Origin of the sequence: Seongchinamella sediminis (assembly GCF_003457605.1) — a bacterium.
In the GTDB taxonomy this organism is placed as follows: domain Bacteria; phylum Pseudomonadota; class Gammaproteobacteria; order Pseudomonadales; family Halieaceae; genus Halioglobus; species Halioglobus sediminis.
In genome coordinates this window covers 98,802-119,384 of the sequence record NZ_QRAN01000011.1, presented here as the reverse complement: position 1 = coordinate 119,384, position 20,583 = coordinate 98,802, and the positions used below count along the sequence as shown (strand labels likewise).

General features: G+C 62.7%; 18 protein-coding genes. 12 read left to right on the top strand and 6 right to left on the bottom strand.

Annotated elements, in window-relative coordinates; translation table 11 throughout:
- Window positions 1-27 precede the first annotated feature (27 nt).
- From DWB85_RS11660 to DWB85_RS11650, 3 genes are all read left to right on the top strand, one after another.
- Window positions 28-798 carry a glucose 1-dehydrogenase gene (locus DWB85_RS11660; RefSeq protein ID WP_117954759.1) on the top strand — a complete coding sequence of 257 codons (771 nt, stop codon included), beginning with the start codon at window positions 28-30 and terminating at the stop codon, window positions 796-798.
- An 88-nt stretch (window positions 799-886) separates the two neighbouring features.
- Entirely contained in the window at window positions 887-2,407 is a 1,521-nt protein-coding gene (gene exaC, locus DWB85_RS11655; protein ID WP_117954757.1) for an acetaldehyde dehydrogenase ExaC, read from the top strand.
- A 138-nt stretch (window positions 2,408-2,545) separates the two neighbouring features.
- Window positions 2,546-3,673, top strand: coding sequence for an Rv3169 family protein (locus DWB85_RS11650; RefSeq protein ID WP_117954755.1), 1,128 nt, complete (start codon window positions 2,546-2,548; stop codon window positions 3,671-3,673).
- A 93-nt stretch (window positions 3,674-3,766) separates the two neighbouring features.
- Here the strand turns inward: DWB85_RS11650 and arfB are convergent, their stop codons facing one another.
- The 3 genes from arfB to DWB85_RS11635 form a co-directional block, all read right to left on the bottom strand.
- Window positions 3,767-4,186, bottom strand: coding sequence for an alternative ribosome rescue aminoacyl-tRNA hydrolase ArfB (arfB, locus tag DWB85_RS11645; protein WP_117954753.1), 420 nt, complete (start codon window positions 4,184-4,186; stop codon window positions 3,767-3,769).
- A gap of 42 nt (window positions 4,187-4,228) precedes the next feature.
- Window positions 4,229-6,043 carry a DNA helicase RecQ gene (gene recQ / locus DWB85_RS11640; protein ID WP_117954751.1) on the bottom strand — a complete coding sequence of 605 codons (1,815 nt, stop codon included), beginning with the start codon at window positions 6,041-6,043 and terminating at the stop codon, window positions 4,229-4,231.
- 127 nt (window positions 6,044-6,170) lie between these two features.
- Complete coding sequence (locus DWB85_RS11635; protein WP_239017305.1) at window positions 6,171-6,848, bottom strand: response regulator transcription factor; 678 nt, start codon at window positions 6,846-6,848, stop codon at window positions 6,171-6,173.
- A gap of 274 nt (window positions 6,849-7,122) precedes the next feature.
- Between DWB85_RS11635 and DWB85_RS11630 the strand changes: the two genes are divergently transcribed.
- Window positions 7,123-7,779, top strand: a complete 657-nt coding sequence (locus DWB85_RS11630) for a DUF2057 domain-containing protein (protein ID WP_162846100.1) — start codon at window positions 7,123-7,125, stop codon at window positions 7,777-7,779.
- A gap of 92 nt (window positions 7,780-7,871) precedes the next feature.
- On the opposite strand, the gene DWB85_RS11625 is transcribed toward DWB85_RS11630, so the two are convergent.
- On the bottom strand, window positions 7,872-8,972 hold the full coding sequence (locus tag DWB85_RS11625) for a porin (RefSeq protein WP_117954744.1): 1,101 nt from the start codon (window positions 8,970-8,972) through the stop codon (window positions 7,872-7,874).
- A gap of 267 nt (window positions 8,973-9,239) precedes the next feature.
- Here DWB85_RS11625 and DWB85_RS11620 point away from each other — a divergent pair, with 267 nt between their 5' ends.
- From DWB85_RS11620 to DWB85_RS11585, 8 genes are all read left to right on the top strand, one after another.
- Window positions 9,240-9,509, top strand: coding sequence for a DUF4212 domain-containing protein (locus DWB85_RS11620; protein ID WP_117954742.1), 270 nt, complete (start codon window positions 9,240-9,242; stop codon window positions 9,507-9,509).
- A 12-nt stretch (window positions 9,510-9,521) separates the two neighbouring features.
- A complete protein-coding gene (locus DWB85_RS11615; RefSeq protein WP_117954740.1) occupies window positions 9,522-11,258 on the top strand; it encodes a sodium:solute symporter family protein in 1,737 nt (578 codons plus the stop codon).
- 199 nt (window positions 11,259-11,457) lie between these two features.
- Entirely contained in the window at window positions 11,458-11,925 is a 468-nt protein-coding gene (locus DWB85_RS11610) for a hypothetical protein (RefSeq protein ID WP_117954738.1), read from the top strand.
- Between the two features lie 17 nt (window positions 11,926-11,942).
- A complete protein-coding gene (locus DWB85_RS11605; protein ID WP_162846099.1) occupies window positions 11,943-13,835 on the top strand; it encodes a DUF294 nucleotidyltransferase-like domain-containing protein in 1,893 nt (630 codons plus the stop codon).
- Window positions 13,832-14,503 carry a 3'-5' exonuclease gene (locus DWB85_RS11600; RefSeq protein ID WP_239017304.1) on the top strand — a complete coding sequence of 224 codons (672 nt, stop codon included), beginning with the start codon at window positions 13,832-13,834 and terminating at the stop codon, window positions 14,501-14,503. Before DWB85_RS11605 ends, DWB85_RS11600 begins: the two co-directional genes overlap by 4 nt.
- Before the next feature lie 100 nt (window positions 14,504-14,603).
- On the top strand, window positions 14,604-15,671 hold the full coding sequence (locus DWB85_RS11595; protein WP_162846098.1) for an efflux RND transporter periplasmic adaptor subunit: 1,068 nt from the start codon (window positions 14,604-14,606) through the stop codon (window positions 15,669-15,671).
- A 31-nt stretch (window positions 15,672-15,702) separates the two neighbouring features.
- Window positions 15,703-18,786 (top strand): efflux RND transporter permease subunit, encoded by a 3,084-nt coding sequence (locus tag DWB85_RS11590; protein WP_239017303.1) that lies wholly within the window; start codon window positions 15,703-15,705, stop codon window positions 18,784-18,786.
- 2 nt (window positions 18,787-18,788) lie between these two features.
- The gene (locus DWB85_RS11585; protein WP_117954728.1) at window positions 18,789-19,235 is read left to right on the top strand and encodes a VOC family protein; all 447 of its coding nucleotides are present in this window, start codon (window positions 18,789-18,791) and stop codon (window positions 19,233-19,235) included.
- Here the strand turns inward: DWB85_RS11585 and DWB85_RS11580 are convergent.
- Window positions 19,223-19,990: an NAD(P)-dependent oxidoreductase gene (locus DWB85_RS11580; RefSeq protein ID WP_133300607.1), complete on the bottom strand. Its 768-nt coding sequence runs from the start codon at window positions 19,988-19,990 to the stop codon at window positions 19,223-19,225. The two genes, DWB85_RS11585 and DWB85_RS11580, sit on opposite strands and share 13 nt — an antisense overlap.
- Window positions 19,972-20,577: a TetR/AcrR family transcriptional regulator gene (locus DWB85_RS11575; RefSeq protein WP_117954723.1), complete on the bottom strand. Its 606-nt coding sequence runs from the start codon at window positions 20,575-20,577 to the stop codon at window positions 19,972-19,974. Before DWB85_RS11575 ends, DWB85_RS11580 begins: the two co-directional genes overlap by 19 nt.
- Between the last annotated feature and the right edge of the window lie 6 nt (window positions 20,578-20,583).

Here is a 20,583-nt window from a genome sequence, read left to right as displayed (position 1 = left end):
CCAGGACTCAGACGAGGAGACAATTCAATGCAGCGACTAGAGGGCAAGGTAGCGATTGTAACGGGCGGTGCCAGGGGGATGGGCGAGGCGACCGTCCGCCTGTTCGTCGAGCATGGCGCCCGCGTGGTGATTGGCGATATCGCTGAACAGCAGGGTACGGCCCTGGCAGAAGCACTGGGCGATGCCGCCGTTTTCTGCCCGCTGGACGTGACCCGTGAAGAAGACTGGGGCCGCGCAGTTGCCGCGGCCCAGGCACTGGGTCCGTTGAACGTGTTGGTCAATAACGCGGGGATTGTGCACATGGCCTCTATCCTCGACACCTCCCGCGAGGATTTTATGCGCGTTGTGGAGGTCAACCAGTTGAGCACCTTCCTTGGGGTGAAATCCGTGATCGAACCGATGAAGGCCGCCGGTGGCGGTTCTATCATTAATATCTCATCCATTGATGGCCTGCATTCCTGTTCCGGGCTTGGAGCCTACTCAGCCAGCAAGTGGGCGGTGCGCGGTTTTACCAAGGCGGCGGCGATCGAACTGGGCCAGTATGGGATCCGGGTCAACAGCGTGCACCCCGGCGGGATATTCACCGAGATGGGAGGCAAGGGCGTCGTCTCGGAGGAAGACCTCAATAATTCCCTGTACAAGGACTTCCCCATTCCGCGCACCGGGCAGCCGGAAGAGGTGGCCTATGTCACCCTGTTCCTGGCTACCGACGAGGCCAGCTACAGCACTGGTTCCGAGTTTGTCGCCGACGGCGGCTGGTTTGCCGGCATGCGCCGGCCGGGCATGCCCTGCTCCTGAAGCTGGAGGCTCCGGGAAACGCGCGGGCAATTGGCCAGATCTGGTCTATAGTGAAAGCGCTGATCACCGATAACAAGGAGCAAAAACCATGTTGTATGCAATGCCCGGCAGCAAAGATGCGCTGTTTGATTTCAAGCCCAGGTACGAGAACTACATTGGCGGCGAGTGGGTCGCACCGGCGGCAGGCCGCTACTTTGAGAATATTACCCCGGTGACCGGTGAGGCGTTTTGCGAGGTGCCGCGCTCCGATGCGGCCGATCTGGCCAAGGCCCTGGACGCGGCCCATGCCGCCGCCGACGCCTGGGGCAAAACCGCCGCGGCGGAACGCTCCAACGTGTTGCTGAAGATCGCCGACCGTATTGAAGCGAACCTGGAAACCCTGGCCTATGTCGAGACCTGGGAGAACGGCAAGGCTATTCGCGAGACCCTGAACGCGGATATTCCCCTGCTGGCCGACCATTTCCGCTACTTTGCCGGCTGTATTCGCGCCCAGCAGGGCAGCGCTGCCGAGATTGACGCCAACACCGTTAGCTACCATTTCTATGAGCCCCTGGGGGTGGTCGGGCAGATCATCCCCTGGAACTTCCCGCTGCTGATGGCGGGATGGAAGCTGGGGCCGGCGCTGGCTGCGGGGAACTGTGTGGTGCTGAAGCCGGCGGAGCAGACCCCGGCGTCAATCCTGGTGCTGATGGAGATGATCGGCGACCTGCTGCCGGCGGGCGTGATCAATATCGTCAACGGCTACGGCGGGGAAGTTGGCCAGGCGCTGGCCAGCTCCGACCGGATCGCCAAGATCGCCTTTACCGGCTCGACCGCGGTCGGCCACCAGATTCTCGCCAATGCGGCTAAAACCCTGATCCCGTCCACTGTCGAACTGGGGGGCAAGTCCCCCAACATCTATTTCGAGGACGTGCTGCGCCAGGAGGACGACTATATCAGTAAGTGCGTGGAGGGCGTGCTGCTGGGCTTCTTCAACCAGGGCGAGGTCTGTACCTGCCCGTCGCGGGCCTTGATCCAGGAGAGCATTTATACCGACTTCGTCGAGCGGGTGCTGGAACGGGCCAGGCTCATCAAGCAGGGCAACCCGCTGGACACCGAGACCATGGTGGGAGCCCAGGCCTCGAAGGAACAGTTCGACAAGATCATGAGCTACATGGACGTCGCCCGCCAGGATGGCGCCCAGATCCTCATGGGCGGTGACAAGGCCGCGGTAGGCAGTGATATTGCCGGCGGCTATTACGTGCAGCCCACCCTGCTGCAGGGTACCAACGACATGCGGGTCTTCCAGGAGGAAATCTTTGGCCCCACCCTGGGCCTGACCAGCTTCAAGGACGAGGCTGAAGCGCTGGCGATTGCCAACGCCACCGAGTACGGCCTGGGCTCCGGGGTCTGGACGCGTGACACCAACCTGGCTTTCCGCGTCGCCAGGGGCATCAAGGCGGGACGGGTGTGGATGAACTGCTATCACGCCTATCCTGCCCACGCGGCCTTCGGCGGCTACAAGAAGTCCGGCATTGGCCGCGAGACCCACAAGATGGCACTGGAGCACTACCAGCAGACCAAGAACATGCTGGTGAGCCACGACATCAATCCGCTGGGCTTCTTCTAGCCGACAGCACAGGCATCGCCAGCGACCCCGGTCTGCGGGGTCGCTATTCCCGCGCCGACAGTGCAGACAGGCGGCTGGCCAGTGGGGGCCGAAGTGTTTACTATACGGCTGTACAGTTAAGTGACATCGAGGCCCCAGATGCTGTCAAAATTTGACGATTACCCCATCCACCAGACCGCTGAGCCGGTGTTTCATACCGCCAGCAGCGATCGCTTCCACTACGACCGCTACTGGTACAACGCCCACGCTCGCGATGGCAGCTTCTACTTCGGGGTCGGGCTTTGCCGCTACCCCAACCTGGGCATACTGGATGGTTCCCTGAGCCTGGCGATTGACGGCAGGCAGTACGCGTTCCACGGTTCCTGCCGGGCGCCCCACGAGCCCACGGACCTGACCATCGGTCCCATGGCCTTGCAGATCCTGGAACCCATGGGGCGCCACCGGCTGCTTATCGCAGACAACGAAACCGGCATTTCCTGCGATCTGCTGTTCACTCCGCGCACTGCCTGCATCGAAGAGGGCAGGCAGACTCTGCGCAATGAGCGCCACGTGGTCATGGATGCCACCCGCCTGGACCAGTTTGGCTGCTGGTCGGGCTGGATACGTTACGACGGCAAGGAGTTGCAGGTCGATGGTGCCACCACCTTCGGCTTGAAAGACCGCTCCTGGGGCATCCGTCCGGTGGGTGATGCTTACACCGGAGGGGCACCGCTGGCGGAGTTCCAGGCCGTGCATTTCAACTGGGTTCCCATCCACTGGGAGGATGAATGCAGCCTTGCCGGCTGGTTCGAGGATGACAGCGGCGACCAGTGGCACACTGACCAGGGCTTCCTGCCCCGGTACGCCAGCGCGGACGCCATTCCGGGAACTGTCGATCCGGCCGCGCGCACCTGGAAAGGCAGGGTCGATCACCGCCTGAGCATGGTCCCGGGTACCCGGCGCGCCAGCGGCGGGGTGATTACCATGAACGACAGGTCCGGTGAGTCGCTGGAAATCTCCCTGGAGCCGGTGTTGTGGCACCGGATGAAAGGGCTGGGCTACCAGCACCCCGAGTGGGGGCATGGCAGGTGGCAGGGGGAGCTGAGGATAGCCGCGGAGAGCTGGACTGATGCCGACCTTGACCCGCTGGCGCTGGAAAACCTGCATATCCAGCAGGTCGTGGTGGCCCGCAGCGGCGACCGGGTCGGTCACGGCGTGCTGGAGCAAATGCATATAGGCCCTTCCGCCAGCCACGGATTCGACGACTGGTTCGATGGTGCGAAGTAGCGGCGGGATTATGCTTGCAGTGCCCGCCTGGCTGGCGGTCCTCCGGCTGGCGCCGGCGCCAGCCGGGATGCTGGAAACGGCTACTCGCCGTCGTCAGTAGTCAATCTTGCCGCGCATGGACTTGAGCTGGCCGCGTTTGGTCTTGCTGTCCATGCGCTTTTTCTGCGAGCTGCGGGTCGGCCGGGTGGCCCGCCTTACCTTCTGGGTAACCGCCGCGCTGCGGATAATGTCGCGCAGCCTCTCCAGGGCGTCTTCCCGGTTCCGATCCTGGCTGCGGAAGCGCTGGGCCTTGATCACGATCACGCCATCGCCGGTGATGCGGCTGTCCCGCTTCTGCGCCAGGCGTTGCTTGTAAAAGTCGGGCAGGGATGACGCCGCGATGTCGAAGCGCAGGTGAATGGCGGACGAGACCTTGTTGACGTTCTGCCCGCCGGCACCCTGGGCGCGGATTGCCTGGATCTCGATTTCGTCCAGCGGCAGGGTGACCTTGTTCGATATTTCCAGTCCACTCATGGTTAATCCTTGCTGGCGCGGCTGGCAGCGACCGCCAGTGCCTCAGCCGGTGGCCAGTGATTGCCGTTGCAGGTGATTTTCAACAACTTCGATGAACGACTCTCCGTACTTGTCGAGCTTGCGCCCGCCGACACCGGTCAGGCGGCCGAACTGGCTCAGGCTGCGCGGCAGGGCAAGGCACATCTCCTGCAGGGTGCGATCGTGAAAGATCACATAGGGCGGCACGCCCTGATCCTCGGCGAGTTCGCGGCGTCTTTCGCGCAGCGCTTCCCACAGTTCGACATCGATGTTGTCCGGTAATGCGGTCCGGGTCTGCTGCCTGGCTTTTCCCCGGGCGGCTTCGCGGCGTAACTGGATGCTCTCCTCGCCGCGCAGCAGTGGGCGACACTGTTCCTCGAGGCACAGGGCGCCGAAGCGCTCCATGTCTACCCGCAGGTAACCCCGGGCTACCAGTTGCCGGTATACGGAGCGCCACTGATTGGCATCCAGGTCCCTGCCGACCCCGTAGGTCGGCAAGCGGTGGTGCTCGAACTGGTAGATTTTCTCCGCCTCGCTACCGCGCAGCACATCCACCAGGTGGTTGACCCCAAAACGCTGGCCCGTGCGGTACACCGCCGACAGCGCCTTGCGGGCCGCCTCGGTGCCGTCCCAGGTGTCCACCGGCTCCAGGCAGCTGTCGCAATTGCCGCAGGGCTGCCGCAGCTGTTCACCAAAGTACTTGAGCAGGCTCTGCCGCCGGCAGGAGGTGATCTCGCACAGGCCCAGCATGGCGTTGAGCCGGTGCTGTTCCGCGCGCTTGTACTCCTCGTTGCCCTCGGAGGCGCTGAGCATCTGCCGGAGCTTGATCACATCCTGCAGGCCGTAAATCATCCAGGCATCGGCGGGTCCGCCGTCGCGGCCGGCGCGGCCGGTTTCCTGATAGTACGACTCTACCGTTTTGGGCATATCCAGGTGCGCCACAAAGCGCACGTCCGGCTTGTCGATACCCATGCCGAAGGCCACGGTGGCCACCATGATGGCGGCATCCTCGCGCAGGAAGCGGGACTGGTAATCAGCCCTGATGCCGGCATCGAGGCCGGCGTGATAGGGCAGGGCATTGAAGCCCTGCTGCTGCAGCCAGAAGGCAATGTCCTCAGTCTTTTTCCGTGACAGGCAGTAGACGATGCCCGCGTCCCGCGGGTGTTCATCCTGCAGGAAACGCAGCAGCTGCTGTTTTGCGTTCTGCTTGAGGCCGATGCGGTAGCGGATATTGGGACGGTCAAAGCCGGCGATGAATTGCCGCGCCCCGCTCAGGTCCAGGCGCTGGATGATTTCGCCGCGGGTACGCTCGTCGGCGGTGGCGGTCAGTGCAACCCGCGGTACATCCGGGTGGCGCTCGTGCAGTACACTCAATTGCAGGTAATCGGCGCGGAAATCGTGCCCCCACTGGGACACGCAGTGGGCCTCGTCAATCGCGAACAGGGCAATGGGGGAGCGCTGCAGCAGATTGTGGGTGCGCTCCTGGGCCAGACGCTCGGGGGCGATGTACAGCAGGTCCAGCTGCCCGTGCAGCAGGTCTTCCTCCACCTGCCTGGCCTGGCCCGGGTCCAGGGTGGAATTGAGGAATGCGGCGCGCACACCCAGCTGTCGCAGGGCGCTGACCTGGTCCTGCATCAGGGCGATAAGCGGTGATATCACCACCCCGCAGCCGGGCCGGGCGATGGCCGGGACCTGATAGCAGAGGGACTTGCCGCCGCCCGTGGGCATCAGCACCAGCGCATCGCCGCCGTCGATGAGGGTGGCGATAATCTCGTCCTGGGGCGGGCGAAAGCGGTCGTAGCCAAAGGTGTGCTGGAGAATGTTCAGGGCGCTGGTCATGGTCGGCCAGTATAAACCATCACCGGGCCGGGTACGGCATCATTTGTCGCGGGGTGGCTGGATGAGGCAGCAAATCCGTCTGGATTACCGCTCGCTGGAAGCGGGTCCGCTAACCGGGCTGCGGCGATCAGCAGGGCGGGGCGGTCAGGTCCTGGGGAGGATCGACGGCAAGACTGCCCAGCGCCAGCACCGCCTGGGTGCGCGAGTGTACGCCCAGCTTGCGGAAAATTTCCGTCATGTGGGCCTTGATGGTCGCTTCCTTGACCTCGAGTTCGTAGGCAATCTGCTTGTTGAGCAGGCCCTCGACGAGCATGGAGGCGACCCGGAACTGTTGCGGGGTCAGGCTGGCCAGGGCATCCGCCACATCCAGCGACTGCAGGCTCGCGCCGGCGGCCCCGGCGTCCAGCCCGGGGTGCAGCCCCCGCTCTCCCGCCATGACCCGGCCAATACAGTCCGCCATTGCCTCGACGCCGGTCGACTTGGACAGGAACCCCGCGGCGCCGTGATCAATCGCGCGGCGCACCGTTTCCGGGTGGAAATTGGCAGATACCATGATGGCCGGTGTATCCGGGTGCTGGCCGATAAACCACGACAGGGCGGAAAAGCCCAGGGCCCCGGGCATGTGCAGGTCGAGCAGGAGCAGGGACAGGGCGGGGTGCTGCTCGACCTGCTGCTGCAACTCGGCCACGCTGGCGGCCTGGTAAAGCTCGGCGTCGGGATAAATCTGGCTGAGCACCTGCTGCAGTGCGGCGCGAAAAAGCGGATGGTCGTCTGCAACCAGGATGCAAGGTGTATTAGAGCTCAAGGGATAAAGTCCGCTGTTATTATGCGGCCATTGTCGCGGAGCGGGGCTGGCCTGTAAAGCGCGGCAAAAAAACCGGGCACAAGGCCCGGCGAACACAGTGACCGCGATGGCCCGCTGTGGGGGGTAAACAGTGACAGGATTGAGTCTAGGCACAGCCGCACGATCCGGCATTAGACTTTAGTCGGGAAATGGGCGTGGACTGGACTAATGTCTAATAATTTTCCGGCCGGCAGGTTACATTATGTCGGCACCCCTCTGTCGAAAGGACCGAATAATGAAAACATCGCTTTCTGCGGCCGTGGCGCTGGGCACTGCCCTGGCGTCATCGCCACTGGCTGCCGCCAGCCTCACCATTCCCCTGTCTTTTGAATTCATTGCCCTCAATGGCCAGATGATCGAGCGCAGCCTGGTCTTTCACCAGGACGAGCTGCAGTTTGATGCAGGTCACCACGAGATCGCGCTGCGCTATGCGGACATGATGGAATCCGACTTCAACGACACCATGGAGTCGGTCAAGTCAGCAGCGTTTATTGTCACCCTGGACGCGTCCGATGACGCCGCCTACACACTGGCGCCGGCGGGAGGCGAGCCGGTCAGGGATCCGCAGGAATTCGCCCGTACGCCGGAGGTAGTGATCACCCGCGAGGACGGCAGCAGGGCGCAGTTCACCCTGACCCGGACAGAGGTAAGGCGTGATTTCGCCGCCAAGCTGTATGGCAGCGAGCAGGTAGCGTCGGCAGTGCCAGTCGCGCCGGCCCCCTCCGCGTCGGCGGACGTGGCCGAAGCGGTGTCCGGCAACGCCCCCGCGGCAGCCCCGGCGCCGATAGAAACTTCAGGGGCCTCCCCGGCGGAGATGCTGCAGCTGTGGTGGCAACGGGCTGACCAGCAAACCCGCAAGGAATTCCTGGGCTGGGCGATCGACCAGCTGTAACAGCGGCCGGTACCGGTTTATCCGCGCCGGAAGAGACAGCAACACAAAAAAGGGGCTGGCCCGCCGGGCCAGCCCCTCGCGCTTGCAGCGCGTTAGATGCCGAACTTGAAGGACACCTGGAAGTAGTTGGAGTCGCCGGTTTCGCCGAGGTCATCATCGACCGAGAACTGGCCCAGCTCGCCGCCTACTGACAGCGCGGGAGTCAGCTGGCGGATGAGGTTGACACCCCAGTGGGAGCGATCGAGTTCAAGCACATCGGTGGTCGCTTCACCGTAGTACAGGGTGCTGCGCCATTTGTCGCTCCACAGGTGGCGGTAGGCGATGGTGAAGGCCGTGGTGTCTTCGACTTCCTTGTCACCCGTTACCGGGTCAAGGACGATGTCGTTGACCATGCCCGCACCGACGTAGCGGCCGGATTCACCGACGTTGACCTGGAAGCGAATATCGTCCTTGCCGATATTGATCCGCCCGCCAACGTTACCGGCGATCGCCGTCTCGTCGACACCACCCTGCTCCAGTTTGCGCGCGAGCACCCCCGCCTGGACTTCACCCCAGTCGCCCTTGAAGGCGTAGGTGGCGATCAGGTCCGGAATGTCCTCGTCGTTATCGATGCCGGTAGAGCCGCCGCCGTTGGAGTTAACGCCGGTGGGGGTGTCGCCGCCCCAGGTTTCCGGGTTTTCCACGGCGATGCTGAACCCGCCGGTAGAGTAGCGAATCATCGGCTGGCGGATGAACACCTCACCGACAATCGGGCCACCGAAATCCAGGGCGTCAGGGAATGCCTTCAGTGGGGTGAAGGTTGACCAGAACTGGCCCGCGCGCCATCCCTTGTAGTCGATGAAGGCGTGGCGCAGGCGGGGGTTGGTGCCGTTGGTGGCCACCTCATTGCCGTCGCCGCCGTAGAAGTCCATCTCGATAAACGCGGTCACATCACCGTGGGTGTACTTGGTGTTGAAGCGTGTCTCTTTCACGTTGAAGTGGGTTTTTGAGGTGTCAGCAAAGCCCGGGTTGTTGCCGCGCCAGTAGTCCTGGTAGCCGACATCACCGTCTACATAGCGGACGTCGGCCTTGATGTAGCCGCCGAAGGTGAGCTGGTTACCGTCGCCGAGGTCGAATGTGTAGCCTGAGAATGCCTGCGGTGCGGCACAGAGTGCGACAGCGGCGGTGAGAGCTTTAATTTTTATGTGAGACATAACGTTCTCCGTGTGTGGTCGATTGACTGCGACAGAGTCCGCCGATTTCAGTCCAAAACCAATTGGACTTTGGTCGATGGGACCTTGGTCGGAAGGCGCTGCAGCCCGTAGACCAAGGTCTAATTTATCCGCGGGCAAGCGAAGTGTGACTATAAGCGGGTAAGTCGTCCGTGGTCTGGATAGACCAAGGTCTAAGGGTAAGAACAGGCGGCCGGGAGTACCATCCCGGTGGCAATAATCGATAACAACACCTGAAGGAGGTGTGTAATGTCCCCACTAAACGCAGAGCAGGCGAAGGCTTACTGGCGCCGCAACTTGTCCCTGATGGTCAAGTTGCTGGTGATCTGGTTCGTCGTCAGCTATGGCTTCGGCATTATCCTCGTGGATGTGCTCAACCAGATCCAGATAGGCGGCTACAAGCTCGGCTTCTGGTTTGCCCAGCAGGGCTCCATCTATGTTTTCGTGGTGTTGATTTTTTACTACGCCAAAAAAATGGGCGACCTGGACCGTGAGTTCGGCGTCGAAGAAGACGAATAGGGAGCTCTGAACATGGATCTGCAAACATTAACGTATATCGTAGTGGGCCTGACCTTCGCCCTCTACATCGGCATCGCCATCTGGGCCCGAGCGGGATCCACCAAGGATTTCTACGTGGCTGGCGGCGGTATTCACCCGGTACAGAACGGCATGGCAACGGCGGCTGACTGGATGTCAGCGGCATCCTTCATTTCCATGGCAGGCTTGATCGCCCTCAGCTACGGCGGCTACGGCGGTTCGGTGTTCCTGATGGGATGGACCGGTGGTTATGTGATTCTCGCCATGTTGCTGGCGCCCTACCTGCGCAAGTACGGCAAGTTCACCGTGCCCGAGTTTATCGGTGACCGCTTCTACTCAAAATCGGCGCGCGCGGTGGCGGTGATCTGTCTCATCATCTGTTCGGTGACCTACGTGATCGGCCAGATGAAAGGGGTGGGCGTAGCCTTCTCCCGCTTCCTGGAAGTGGATTACGACACCGGTCTCTACGTGGGCATGACCATCGTGTTCTTCTATGCGGTGCTCGGCGGCATGAAGGGTATTACCTACACCCAGATTGCCCAGTACTGCGTGCTGATCCTGGCCTACACCATTCCGGCTATCTTCATCAGCCTGCAGTTGACCGGCAACCCGCTGCCCCAGCTGGGCCTGGGTAGCAAACTGATCGGTACGGACATCTACCTGCTGGACAAGCTGGATATGGTGGTCACTGACCTGGGCTTCAAGGAGTACACCACGAATGTGCGCCTGAGCGGCATCAACATGTTCGCCTACACCCTGTCGCTGATGATCGGTACTGCGGGCCTGCCGCACGTGATCATCCGCTTCTTTACCGTACCCAAGGTGAAGGACGCCCGCTCCTCAGCGGGGTGGGCACTGGTGTTCATCGCCATCCTCTACACCACTGCCCCTGCGGTGGCTGGCATGGCTCGCCTGAACCTGATGCAGACTCTGGAACCCTCACCCGGTGAATACCTGGCGATCGAGGAACGTCCCCAGTGGTTCAAAAACTGGGAGACTACCGGTCTGCTGGCCTTCGAGGACAAGAACGGTGACGGCCGTATCCAGTACTCGGCGGATAAAGACATCAACGAGATGGTCAAGATCGACAACGACATCATGGTGCTGGCCAACCCCGAAATCGCCAAGCTCCCCAACTGGGTGATTGCCCTGGTGGCAGCGGGCGGCCTGGCGGCAGCGCTGTCCACTGCGGCCGGCCTGCTGTTGGCGATATCCTCGGCCATTTCCCATGACCTGATGAAGGGCATTTTCACGCCCAACATTTCGGAGAAGAGCGAGCTTATGGCGAGCCGTATCGCCATGGCGGTGGCGATTCTGGGCGCCGGTTACCTGGGGCTGAATCCACCGGGATTCGCCGCGGGTACGGTGGCACTGGCCTTCGGCCTGGCCGCTTCCTCGATCTTCCCGGCACTGATGATGGGTATCTTCTCCAAGGGTGTGACCAAGGAGGGCGCGATTGCGGGCATGGTAGCCGGTATCGGCGTTACCCTTTACTACGTGTTCCAGCACAAGGGCATCATGTTCATCCCCGGAACGGCCTGGGTCCAGCCCGGTGGCGACAACTGGTTCATGGGTATCGAGCCCAACGCCTTCGGCTGCGTGGGTGCGGTGGTGAACTTTGCGGTGGCCTTCGCGGTGTCCAAGGTGACAGCTGAACCGCCTGAGCATGTGCAGGAAATGGTTGAGCACATCCGGGTACCGGTGGGATCAGGAGAGGCCACTGGCCACTGAACCATCCAGCTTGTTATGCAGGAGGTGCCGTCATGCGGCGCCTCCTTTTTCGTTGTGACTTTTGCCCAATCTGTATTTTGCGGTCTTTTCGCTGCGTGCAGATTGTGCAACAGTCAGACGGCCGGAGACGCCGGCCGACAACCGTTTCGCTACAGGGGTGGCAGCGCTGCCATGGCAGACCCGGGAGTAACCCAGGCATATGTTCAAGAACAAACACGTGATTATCGCCATGATTGTGGCGCCCATTCTGTCCGTACTGGCCTGGTTCGCCGTTGGCCAGTTCCTGGGTGAGCAACCGCAAGCCGCCAAACCGGGGCAGTCCTACCCGCTGGTGGAGCAGAGTAACTGCCGCTACCGCAGTGGCGCCTGTGACCTCGAGAACGAGGACTTCAGGCTGCGCCTGACCCTGCAGCAGGGCGTGACCGGCCCTGAGTTCCTGTTGAGTTCCTCCCACCCGCTGGAGGGTGCGGTGCTGGCGGTTGTGGAAGGCGGGGCTGATGCCACGCCCGCGGCCATGCGGGCCAGTGATGGCCAGGGGCTGGCCTGGCGCATTGTGCTGGCGGAGGTGCCGGCGCCGGCAGATCGTATCCGTCTGGTGGCCCGGGCGGGGGGCAGCAGCTACTTCGCCGACGCGTCCACGGCTTTTTTACAGCCCGGAGATGATTGAGACAGATGAATTCCGACATGTCCCCAGCGACCGGCGCTGACGGCCACCGCGGGCAATATCCCGGGCTGGATACCCCCGAACTGGTTACCATTGCCGAATTCATCGGCCAGACGCTGCCATTCAATGAACTGGCGCCGGAAGTCTTGCACCCGGTGATCGCCAAAGTCCTGGTTCAGTACCATTGCAAAGGAGAGAGCTTCGATGCCAATACGGAAGCCAGCGGTTTGCGCATCCTGCGCAGCGGTGCGGTGGAACTCAGGGACAGTGACAATAAATTGCTCGACCGCCTCGGCGAGGGCGAAAACTTCCACATCGCCGGACTGAATGCCGAGCGGGGCGAGGTGATCGCCACCGTCATCGAAGACGCGTTGATCTATTTCATTCCCGACGAGGTGTACCGCTCCCTGCGGGACCAGGACCGGCATTTCGACCGCTATTTTTCCGGCCAGCGCAATCGTCGCCTGCGTCGTGCCGCGCGCTACCAGCCTGAACCCAATATCATGATGCAGGAGGTGCGCACGGTCATGAGCACCGATCTGCTGACGGTGCAGCCCGCTGACAGTGTGCAGTCGGTGGCCCAGGCGATGGCGGGGCGCCGGGTGTCCTCCGCCTTTGTCGTAGAGAACGAGCAGCTGCTGGGCATTGTGACCGACCGGGATTTACGGGTTCGTTTTGTTGCCACCGGCCTGCCCTCCGCGACCCCGGTGAGCGAGATCATGACCCCGGATATCGAGTGGGTGGAGGGCTCGGAAACCATCTTTGCCACTACCCTGCTGATGACCCAGCGGCGCTTTCATCACCTGCCGGTCAAAATCAACGGCGCGACCTGTGGCATTGTCACTACCTCTGACCTGATTCTCGCCAAGCAGGACGACCCGGTTTACCTGGTCCAGCATATTTCCCGCCAACATGATGTGCAGAGCATCAAGGAACTGGTGTCGGGCATGGCCAACCTGATGGTGCAGTGGGTGAATGCCGGCATGCGCGCACAGCAGGTCAGCCAGGTGCTGACCGCCATCTCCGACGCTATTACGGTGCGCCTGATTCAGCTGGCTGAAGAGCGACTGGGGCCGGCCCCGGTGCCCTGGTGCTGGACAGGTTTTGGTTCCCAGGCGCGCGCCGAGCAGCTCCTTGGTGCGGATCAGGACAACGGGCTGGTTATCGCTGACGCGGTGACTGCAGAGCAACTGCCCTGGTTTGCGCAGCTCGCCGACTTTGTCTGTGATGGTCTCGATGAGGTGGGGTATGTGTACTGCCCCGGCGGCATCATGGCGAAAACCGCGGAATGGCGCCAGCCGCTGGCGACCTGGCAGGAAACCGTGCGCAAGTGGGCTCGTGCGCCGACCCCGGACGCGGTGATGCGGGTCAGTATCTTCTTTGATATCCGCTGTATTTACGGCGACTGCAAACTCGCCAAGGCGCTGCAGCACACCATGCTGGAGCAGGCCTCGCGCAATTCCATTTTCCTTGCCGCGCTGGCAGCCAATGCCCTGGACAGCAAGCCGCCGCTGGGCATTTTTCGCCGTTTTGTGGTCGACCGGGACGGTGAACATCGCTCTGAGCTGGACCTGAAGAAGCGGGGCGTACTGCCGGTAACCGAAATTGTTCGCCTGCACGCCCTGGCCCACAAAATAAGCGCGGTGAACACCGACGAGCGCCTGAAGGCGCTGGCGGCCGACCGGCACCTGACAATCGCTGGCAGCCGCAACCTCGCCGATGCCCTGCATTTTATCCAGCAGTTGCGCATCAAGCACCAGTGCGAACAAATCGTCAAAGGCGAGACAGTGTCCAACTTCCTCAACCCCAGGGATCTGCCGAAAATGGCCAAGGAGCAATTGCGCGATGCCTTTACCATCATTGACGAAGCACAAGCATCAATCCGCCAGACCTACCGGGCGGGAATGGGATGATGTGGCGGCTGCAGCTGCGCCGGCTTCCCTACCGCAAGCGGGTGTCCGGCACAGCGCTGCGGGCCTGCTGGCAGGCGCCCTTGCCGTCCACTTCGAGCGACTGGCGGGAAGTGTCTTTCCTGGTGGTGGACGGGGAAATGTCGTCACTGGACGTAAGCGTCGGTGAATTACTCAGCGTCGGCTGGGTCGTTGTCGAGCGGGGTGCCATCTCCCTGGCCAGCGCTGAACATCACCTGATCCGGGCGGAGAGTTCGGTGGGCCAGAGCGCCACCATCCACAACCTGCGTGACCATGACCTGGTTGACGCCCACGAGCGGGAACAGGTGCTGTCCCATTTTCTCGAGGTCGCCGCGGGCAAGGTACTGGTGTTTCACAACGCGGCGCTGGACCTGGCCTTTCTCAACAAGATCTGCCGCCGCTATTTTCACGCCCCCATACTGATGCCGGTGGTCGATACGCTGCTGCAGGAAGAGACGCTGTTGCGGCGCCGGGGCCAGTCCCTCAAGCCCGGCGTCCTGCGTTTGCAGGCCTGCAGGGAGCGCTATAACCTGCCGCATTTCCACGGGCACAACGCCCTGGTGGATGCCCTGGCCACCGCCGAACTATTGCTGGCGATGGCCACGCATCGAGCCGCAGGCAAGGAACTATCGCTGGGCCAGTTGCTCTAAAACGGAGGAATGTGCGCCCCGCTGTCACCCAAGCGGGCCGTTCTTGCGTAACATAGTCATCCCCAAGTTGTTTGAACCTGCACAGGTGCTTATGTCCCGGTTGTTGAAAACTGTAGTGCTGCCGCTTTTGGTGCTGGCGATAGCCGCCGCCCTGTCGGTGGCGATGATCTCCTCCCGGCCGGAGCTGCCCCGGCGGCAAAGTAACGAGGTGGCACCGCTGGTGGAGGTGGTGACCGTGCAGCCCGGCGCTGTCGCAGTCAGCATCGAATCCCGCGGCCTGGTGACGCCCCGGCGCAGTATAGAGCTGGTCAGCGAGGTTTCCGGCCGCGTGGTCTGGGTAGATCCGGGCTTCCTGCAGGGCGAGGAGGTCAGCAAAGGCCAGTTGCTGCTGCGCATCGATCCCATTGATTACGAAGTGGCGGTCTCCGCCGCCGAGGCCTCCCTGGCCAGTGCCGAGCTGGCTCTCGCCGAGGTCAGGGCGCTGGTCAAGAAAGCGGCAATAGCGGAAGCGGAGGCGGGGGTTGCCGCCGCCCGTGACCGGCTGCGACAGGCACAGGTCGACCTGGCCAATACCGGAATCAGGGCGCCGTTCAACGCGGTGGTGGATATCAAGCGGGTGGACATCGGCCAGTACATTACCGCGGGCAGCTCGCTGATGAAGTTGCTCAGTACCGATATGGCGGAGGTTCGCCTGCCGCTGCTGGCAGCGGATGTGCCCTTCGTCGACTACGGCCAGCGCGATGACGGCAGCTGGCCCCAGCTCACCCTGTCTGCCACCTTTGGCAATGTACAACACAGTTGGCAGGCCCGTCTCGCCCGGTTGGAGCGGCGGGTCGACGAGGAGACCCGGGTGTTCTTTCTGGTGGCCCAGGTTGATGAGCCCTATAACCCGTCCCTGCACAGTCATGTTCTCGCCATGGGCCTGTTTGTTGAAGCCAGCTTCGCCGGCAAGCCGGTGCAGAATGCGGTGAAAATGCCGCGCTCCGCCCTGCATCAGTCCGCTTTCGTTTATGTACTGGAAGATGGCCGGCTGCAACGGCGCGCGGTGTCGCTGCTACGCCGTGAGGGTGACAGCGTGATTGTCTCCGGCCTGCGGCCCGGTGAGCAACTGGTGCTCACCCGGCTGGACCTGATGGTCGAGGGTATGTCGGTCAGGGCGCTCGACTGATATGGGGCAGGAAAAAGGCGCAATTGCATGGATGGCCAACAACCCGGTCGCAGCGAATCTGTTGATGATCGTGGTCATGATTGGCGGACTGGCGGCGATCACCGACCTCACCAAGGAAGTTTTTCCCACCTTCCCCACCGAGCGGGTGACGATTACCGTGCCCTATCCGGGCAGTTCGCCGGAAGAGGTAGAAGCCGGCATTGTCCGTATCATTGAGGAAGAGTTGCTGGACCTGGTGGGGGTGAAGGAAATTTCATCCATTTCAACCGAAGGCTCGGGTACGGTGACGGTGCAGATGGAGGCCGGCACACCCATGTCTCGCGCCCTGGTGCAAATCAAGACCCGGGTAGACGGGATATCCTCGTTTCCGGCCAATGCGGAAGAGCCGATTGTCGATGAGTTGTTGTTCCGCACCCGGACCATGAACGTCAGTGCCTACGGCGATCTCAACGAGTTCCAGCTGAAAGAACTGGCCGACACCCTGCGCGACGAGCTGCTGATGATTCCCGGGATTACCCAGGTATCCACCCGCGGGGTGCGCGACTACGAGATTTCGATAGAAGTCTCCGATACCGCCCTGCAGCGTTACGGGCTCAGTTTTGACGACGTGGTCAGCGCCATCCAGCTGCGCTCCCGGGACCTGCCTGGCGGTAAGCTGCGCACCAGTGATGGTTCCATCACCCTGCGGTCGGTGGGCCAGGCTTACACCGCTGCGGAATTTGCCGAGCTGAGCCTGGTCAATCGCAGTGACGGCACCTCACTGCGGCTGCGGGACGTTGCTACCGTGCGCGACGGATTCGAGGACCAGCCGGTACTGGCCCGGCTTAACGGCAAGCCAGCGGTCACCCTGGTGGTGGACCGGGTAGGGGAGCAGGACGTGCTGGCCATGACCGACCAGCTCAAGGCCTACGTCGAGCGCAAGCGGGCGGAGCTGCCGCCGGGGGTGGAAATCACTGCCTGGGCTGACCGCAGTGTCATCCTCAAGGGGAGGATCAACCTTATGCTCAAGAGCGCCGCCCAGGGGGCGGTGCTGGTGATGATTTTCCTGGCCCTGTTCCTCAACACCTCGCTGGCGTTCTGGGTGATTCTTGGCGTCCCCTTTTCCTTTCTCGGGGCCCTGCTGGTGCTGGATCTTTTCAACCTCGGGGTCACGATCAATATCTTTTCCGTATTCGGCTTCATCCTGGTCCTGGGTATGCTGGTGGACGACGGTATTGTCACCGCCGAGAGCGCCTATGCCCAGCTGGAAGACGAGCACAAGGGAGTAGACAGCATCGTCCGCGGCGTGCGCAGGGTGGCCGTGGCGACAATCTTCGGCGCATTGACGACGATGATTGCCTTCGCCCCCGCGGCCTTGCTGACCGAGGGGATAGGCCGGCTGGTGTCGGTGATTGTCCCGGTCGTGGTGCTCAGCCTGCTGTTTTCGCTGATTGAAACCAAGTTGATCCTGCCGGCCCACCTGCGCCATATCCGGATCGATCACAGCCCGCCCCGCAGAACGCCGCTGGGCTTCCTGAGTAGCCTCCAGCAGCGCTGTTCCGGAGGCCTGCTGCGCTTCAGCGAGGAAGTATACAAGCCCCTGCTGGCCCGGGCGGTTGAATATCGCTACCTCAGCCTGGCCATCTTCCTCGGCGGGCTGATGCTGTGCCTGGCGCTGGTCCCGGCCGGTATCGTCCGTTTCGTTTTCTTCCCTTCGGTGCCTTCGGACTCGATACAGGTTGAGCTGAAGATGCCCAACGGAACGGCCTGGCAAAAAACCCATGATTACGCGCTGCGGATCGAGCAGGCGGCCCGGGCCATGGACGAGCGCTATCGTGAGGAAACCGGCAGCGAGCAGGGAGTGATCCGGGAAATGCTGACCCTGTCCACCAGCGACACCGAATCCGAGTTGTGGCTGGACCTGCTGCCCAGCGAACAGCGCACGATATCCTCCGTGAAGATGGCCGGCTGGCTGCGCGAGGCCCTGGGCGAACTCAGCGGCATCCAGTCGCTGATTGTCGATGCCAACGCCGGCCCCGGCGGGTCGCCGGTGGACGTGGAGCTGTCCGGCAGCAATCTGCAGCAGTTGCGGGGCGCGGCCCAGGAGTTGAAGCTGGCGCTCACCCGCTTTGATGGCCTCTCCGACATTCGCGACACTTTTGATGCCGGTGGCCCCGAGCTCGATATCCAGGTGACGGCGGAGGGTGAGGCCCTTGGCCTGGGCCAGGTCGAACTGGCGCGGCAGGTGCGCCAGGCCTTCTTCGGTGCCGAGGTGCAGCGGGTACAGCGCGGTCGACATGAGGTGCGGGTTTATGTGCGTCTCCCGGCAGAGCAGCGCCAGTCGCTGGATGCCCTGCATTCCCTGTGGATCGATGTACCGGGCAGGGGCAAGGTGCCCTTCGATGTGGTGGGCAGCGCCCGGGAGCGCTCCGGGGTGAGCGTCATCAACCGCTTCAACCGCCAGCGGGTGGTGAACGTGTTGTCCGACCTCGACAAGTCCCGTCTGGAGCCGGGTGAGGTGAACGGCCAGATCGTGCGTGAGGTGCTGCCGCCGATTCTCGCCCGCTACCCGGCGGTCAGCCATCGGCTGGGCGGCCAGGCCGAACAGCAGGCGGAGTCCACCAGTTCCCTGGGGCTGGGATTTGTGGCGATCCTGGTGATGATATACGCGGCGCTCGCCGTACCCCTGCGCAGCTATGGCCAGCCGCTCATTATCATGGCGGTGATACCCTTTGGTCTCACCGGCGCGGTGCTGGGACACTTCCTCCTGGGCAGTGATGTGAGTATTCTGTCGATGATCGGGATGATCGGTTTGACTGGCATCGTGGTCAATGACAGCCTGGTGCTGGTCGACCACATCAATCATCGCCTGGAGAAAGCCAGCGAAACCTGGCAGCAGGCGGTAGTCAACGGCGCGGTGAGGCGCTTCAGGCCGGTGGTACTGACCTCCGTCACCACCTTTATCGGCCTGGCCCCGATTCAGCTGGAGACCGCGATCCAGGCCCAGTTTGTCAAACCCATGGCGATTTCAGTGGCCTTTGGTGTCCTGTTCGCCACCGTCGTCACCCTGGTGCTGGTGCCGGTCCTGTATTTTGTCGGTCACGACATCAAGCGCCTGTTTGTCAGGGAGGAGTAGCCGTGCTGACGCCATTTCACATCGCCGTTGCGGTGCGCGACATCGAGGAGGCCCGGGCGTTCTATGGCGCCGGGCTGGGCTTCGCCGAAGGCCGCAGCAGTGAACAGTGGGTTGACTTCAATATGTTCGGGCACCAGTTCGTGACCCATCTGGATCCGCGCCTGGGTCCCCGGGGCTCGGTGGCGTCCATTGCCAACGCGGTGGACGGGCATGGCGTGCCCGTGCCCCACTGCGGTGTGATCATGGAGTTCGAGCCCTGGCGGGAATTTGCCGAGCGGGCCAGGACTGTTGTCAGCCAGTTTATTATCGAGCCCTATATCCGTTTCAAGGGCCAGGCGGGCGAGCAGGGGACGATGTTTTTTGCCGATCCCTCGGGGAATGCCCTGGAATTCAAGGCCTTTCGCGATATCGACGCCGGGCTCTTTGCCACTCAGGGTCAGTCGCTGTAGACAAACGGCGCGCGCTGGAACCAGGTGGGGTCTGCCAGCTGGTCCAGCAGGAATTCAGCCAGTTCGCCGGCCTGCAAGCGAAAGCCTGCCGGTGTCCGCAGCGCGGCCCCTGCAGGTGCAGTGGCAGCGCCGGATTCAATCAGCGGGCAACGGGCGATGGTCCAGTTGATGTCTGTTGCGGCGAGCAGGGCGTACTCCCGCTGCCGGTCGCGCAGCAGTGTGGGGTAACGCAGCCGCGCCAGTTGCCGGATGCTCCAGCCGATGAAGTCTCGGCGGTCGTCTGGCGTTACCACGCCAGCACCGGAGACCACCAGGTAGCGATTGATGCCCTGTGCCCGCATGGCGGTCACAATATTGCGGCTGACCGCGGTGGTGAGGTCAGCGGGGGCCTGTTTGCCGGGCCCGATGGCGCTGATAACCACCTCGGCGCTGTCCAGCAGGTCGGCGATGACATCCGGATCCCTGGCGTCTCCCGCAACGACGGTAATCCGCTCACCCAGGTAGGCGAGTTTCTCCGGTGAACGCGCCAGCACGCGCAGCGGGTAGCCGCGCGCCAGCGCCTGCTGCAATATGTGGCCTCCGACCATGCCGGTGCCCCCCAGCAGGGCGATGGTGGTGGGCTGCGAGACGGGCGCAATGGCGGCGGCGATTTGCTGCGGTGGGAGCTTTTGCTGGCTGGCGCAGGCGGCCAGCAGCAGGCTCAATAACAGGGCAGCGCTGAATCGCGCCAGGCGTCTCATTGCGGCGGGGCGCACAGTTCCCGCCAGAACATACTCGCCGCCTGTTCGCAGACCGGATCCATCGCTTCCGGCTCCAGGTAAATGCCGTCGATCAGCAGGCGGCTGAGGCCGTGCAGGGTACTCCAGGTCACCTGGGCATAGCGCAGTGCATCCAGTTCCGGGTTGACCAGGCCCTGGTCCTGCCAGCACCTCGCCTGCTTGAGATAAAAGCGAAAGGCGCCGTGGGCTTCCGCCTGCAGGGCCGCGGTGATGTGGGGCGATTTCCACAGCTGGCTGCCGAACATCAGGTCGTAATATTCGGCATTCTCCACCGCAAACTGCAGGTAGTCGCGAATAAAGCGTGCCAGCCGGTCCCGCGACAGCTCCGCGCCGTCGATGGTGAGGATCCCGACGAAGCGGCTGAAACCCTCGGCCGCAATGGCGCAGAGCAGATCCTGCTTGTCCCTGAAGTGATGGTAGGGCGCGGTGCGGGATACCCCGGCCCTCGCCGCCAGGCGGCGCATGGACAGGCCCTGCTCGCCCTCCTCACGGAGCAGCAGGGCGGCCTCGTCCAGCAGCGTCTGCCGCAGGTCACCGTGGTGGTAGGTGGTTTTTGCGCTCATGGCGAT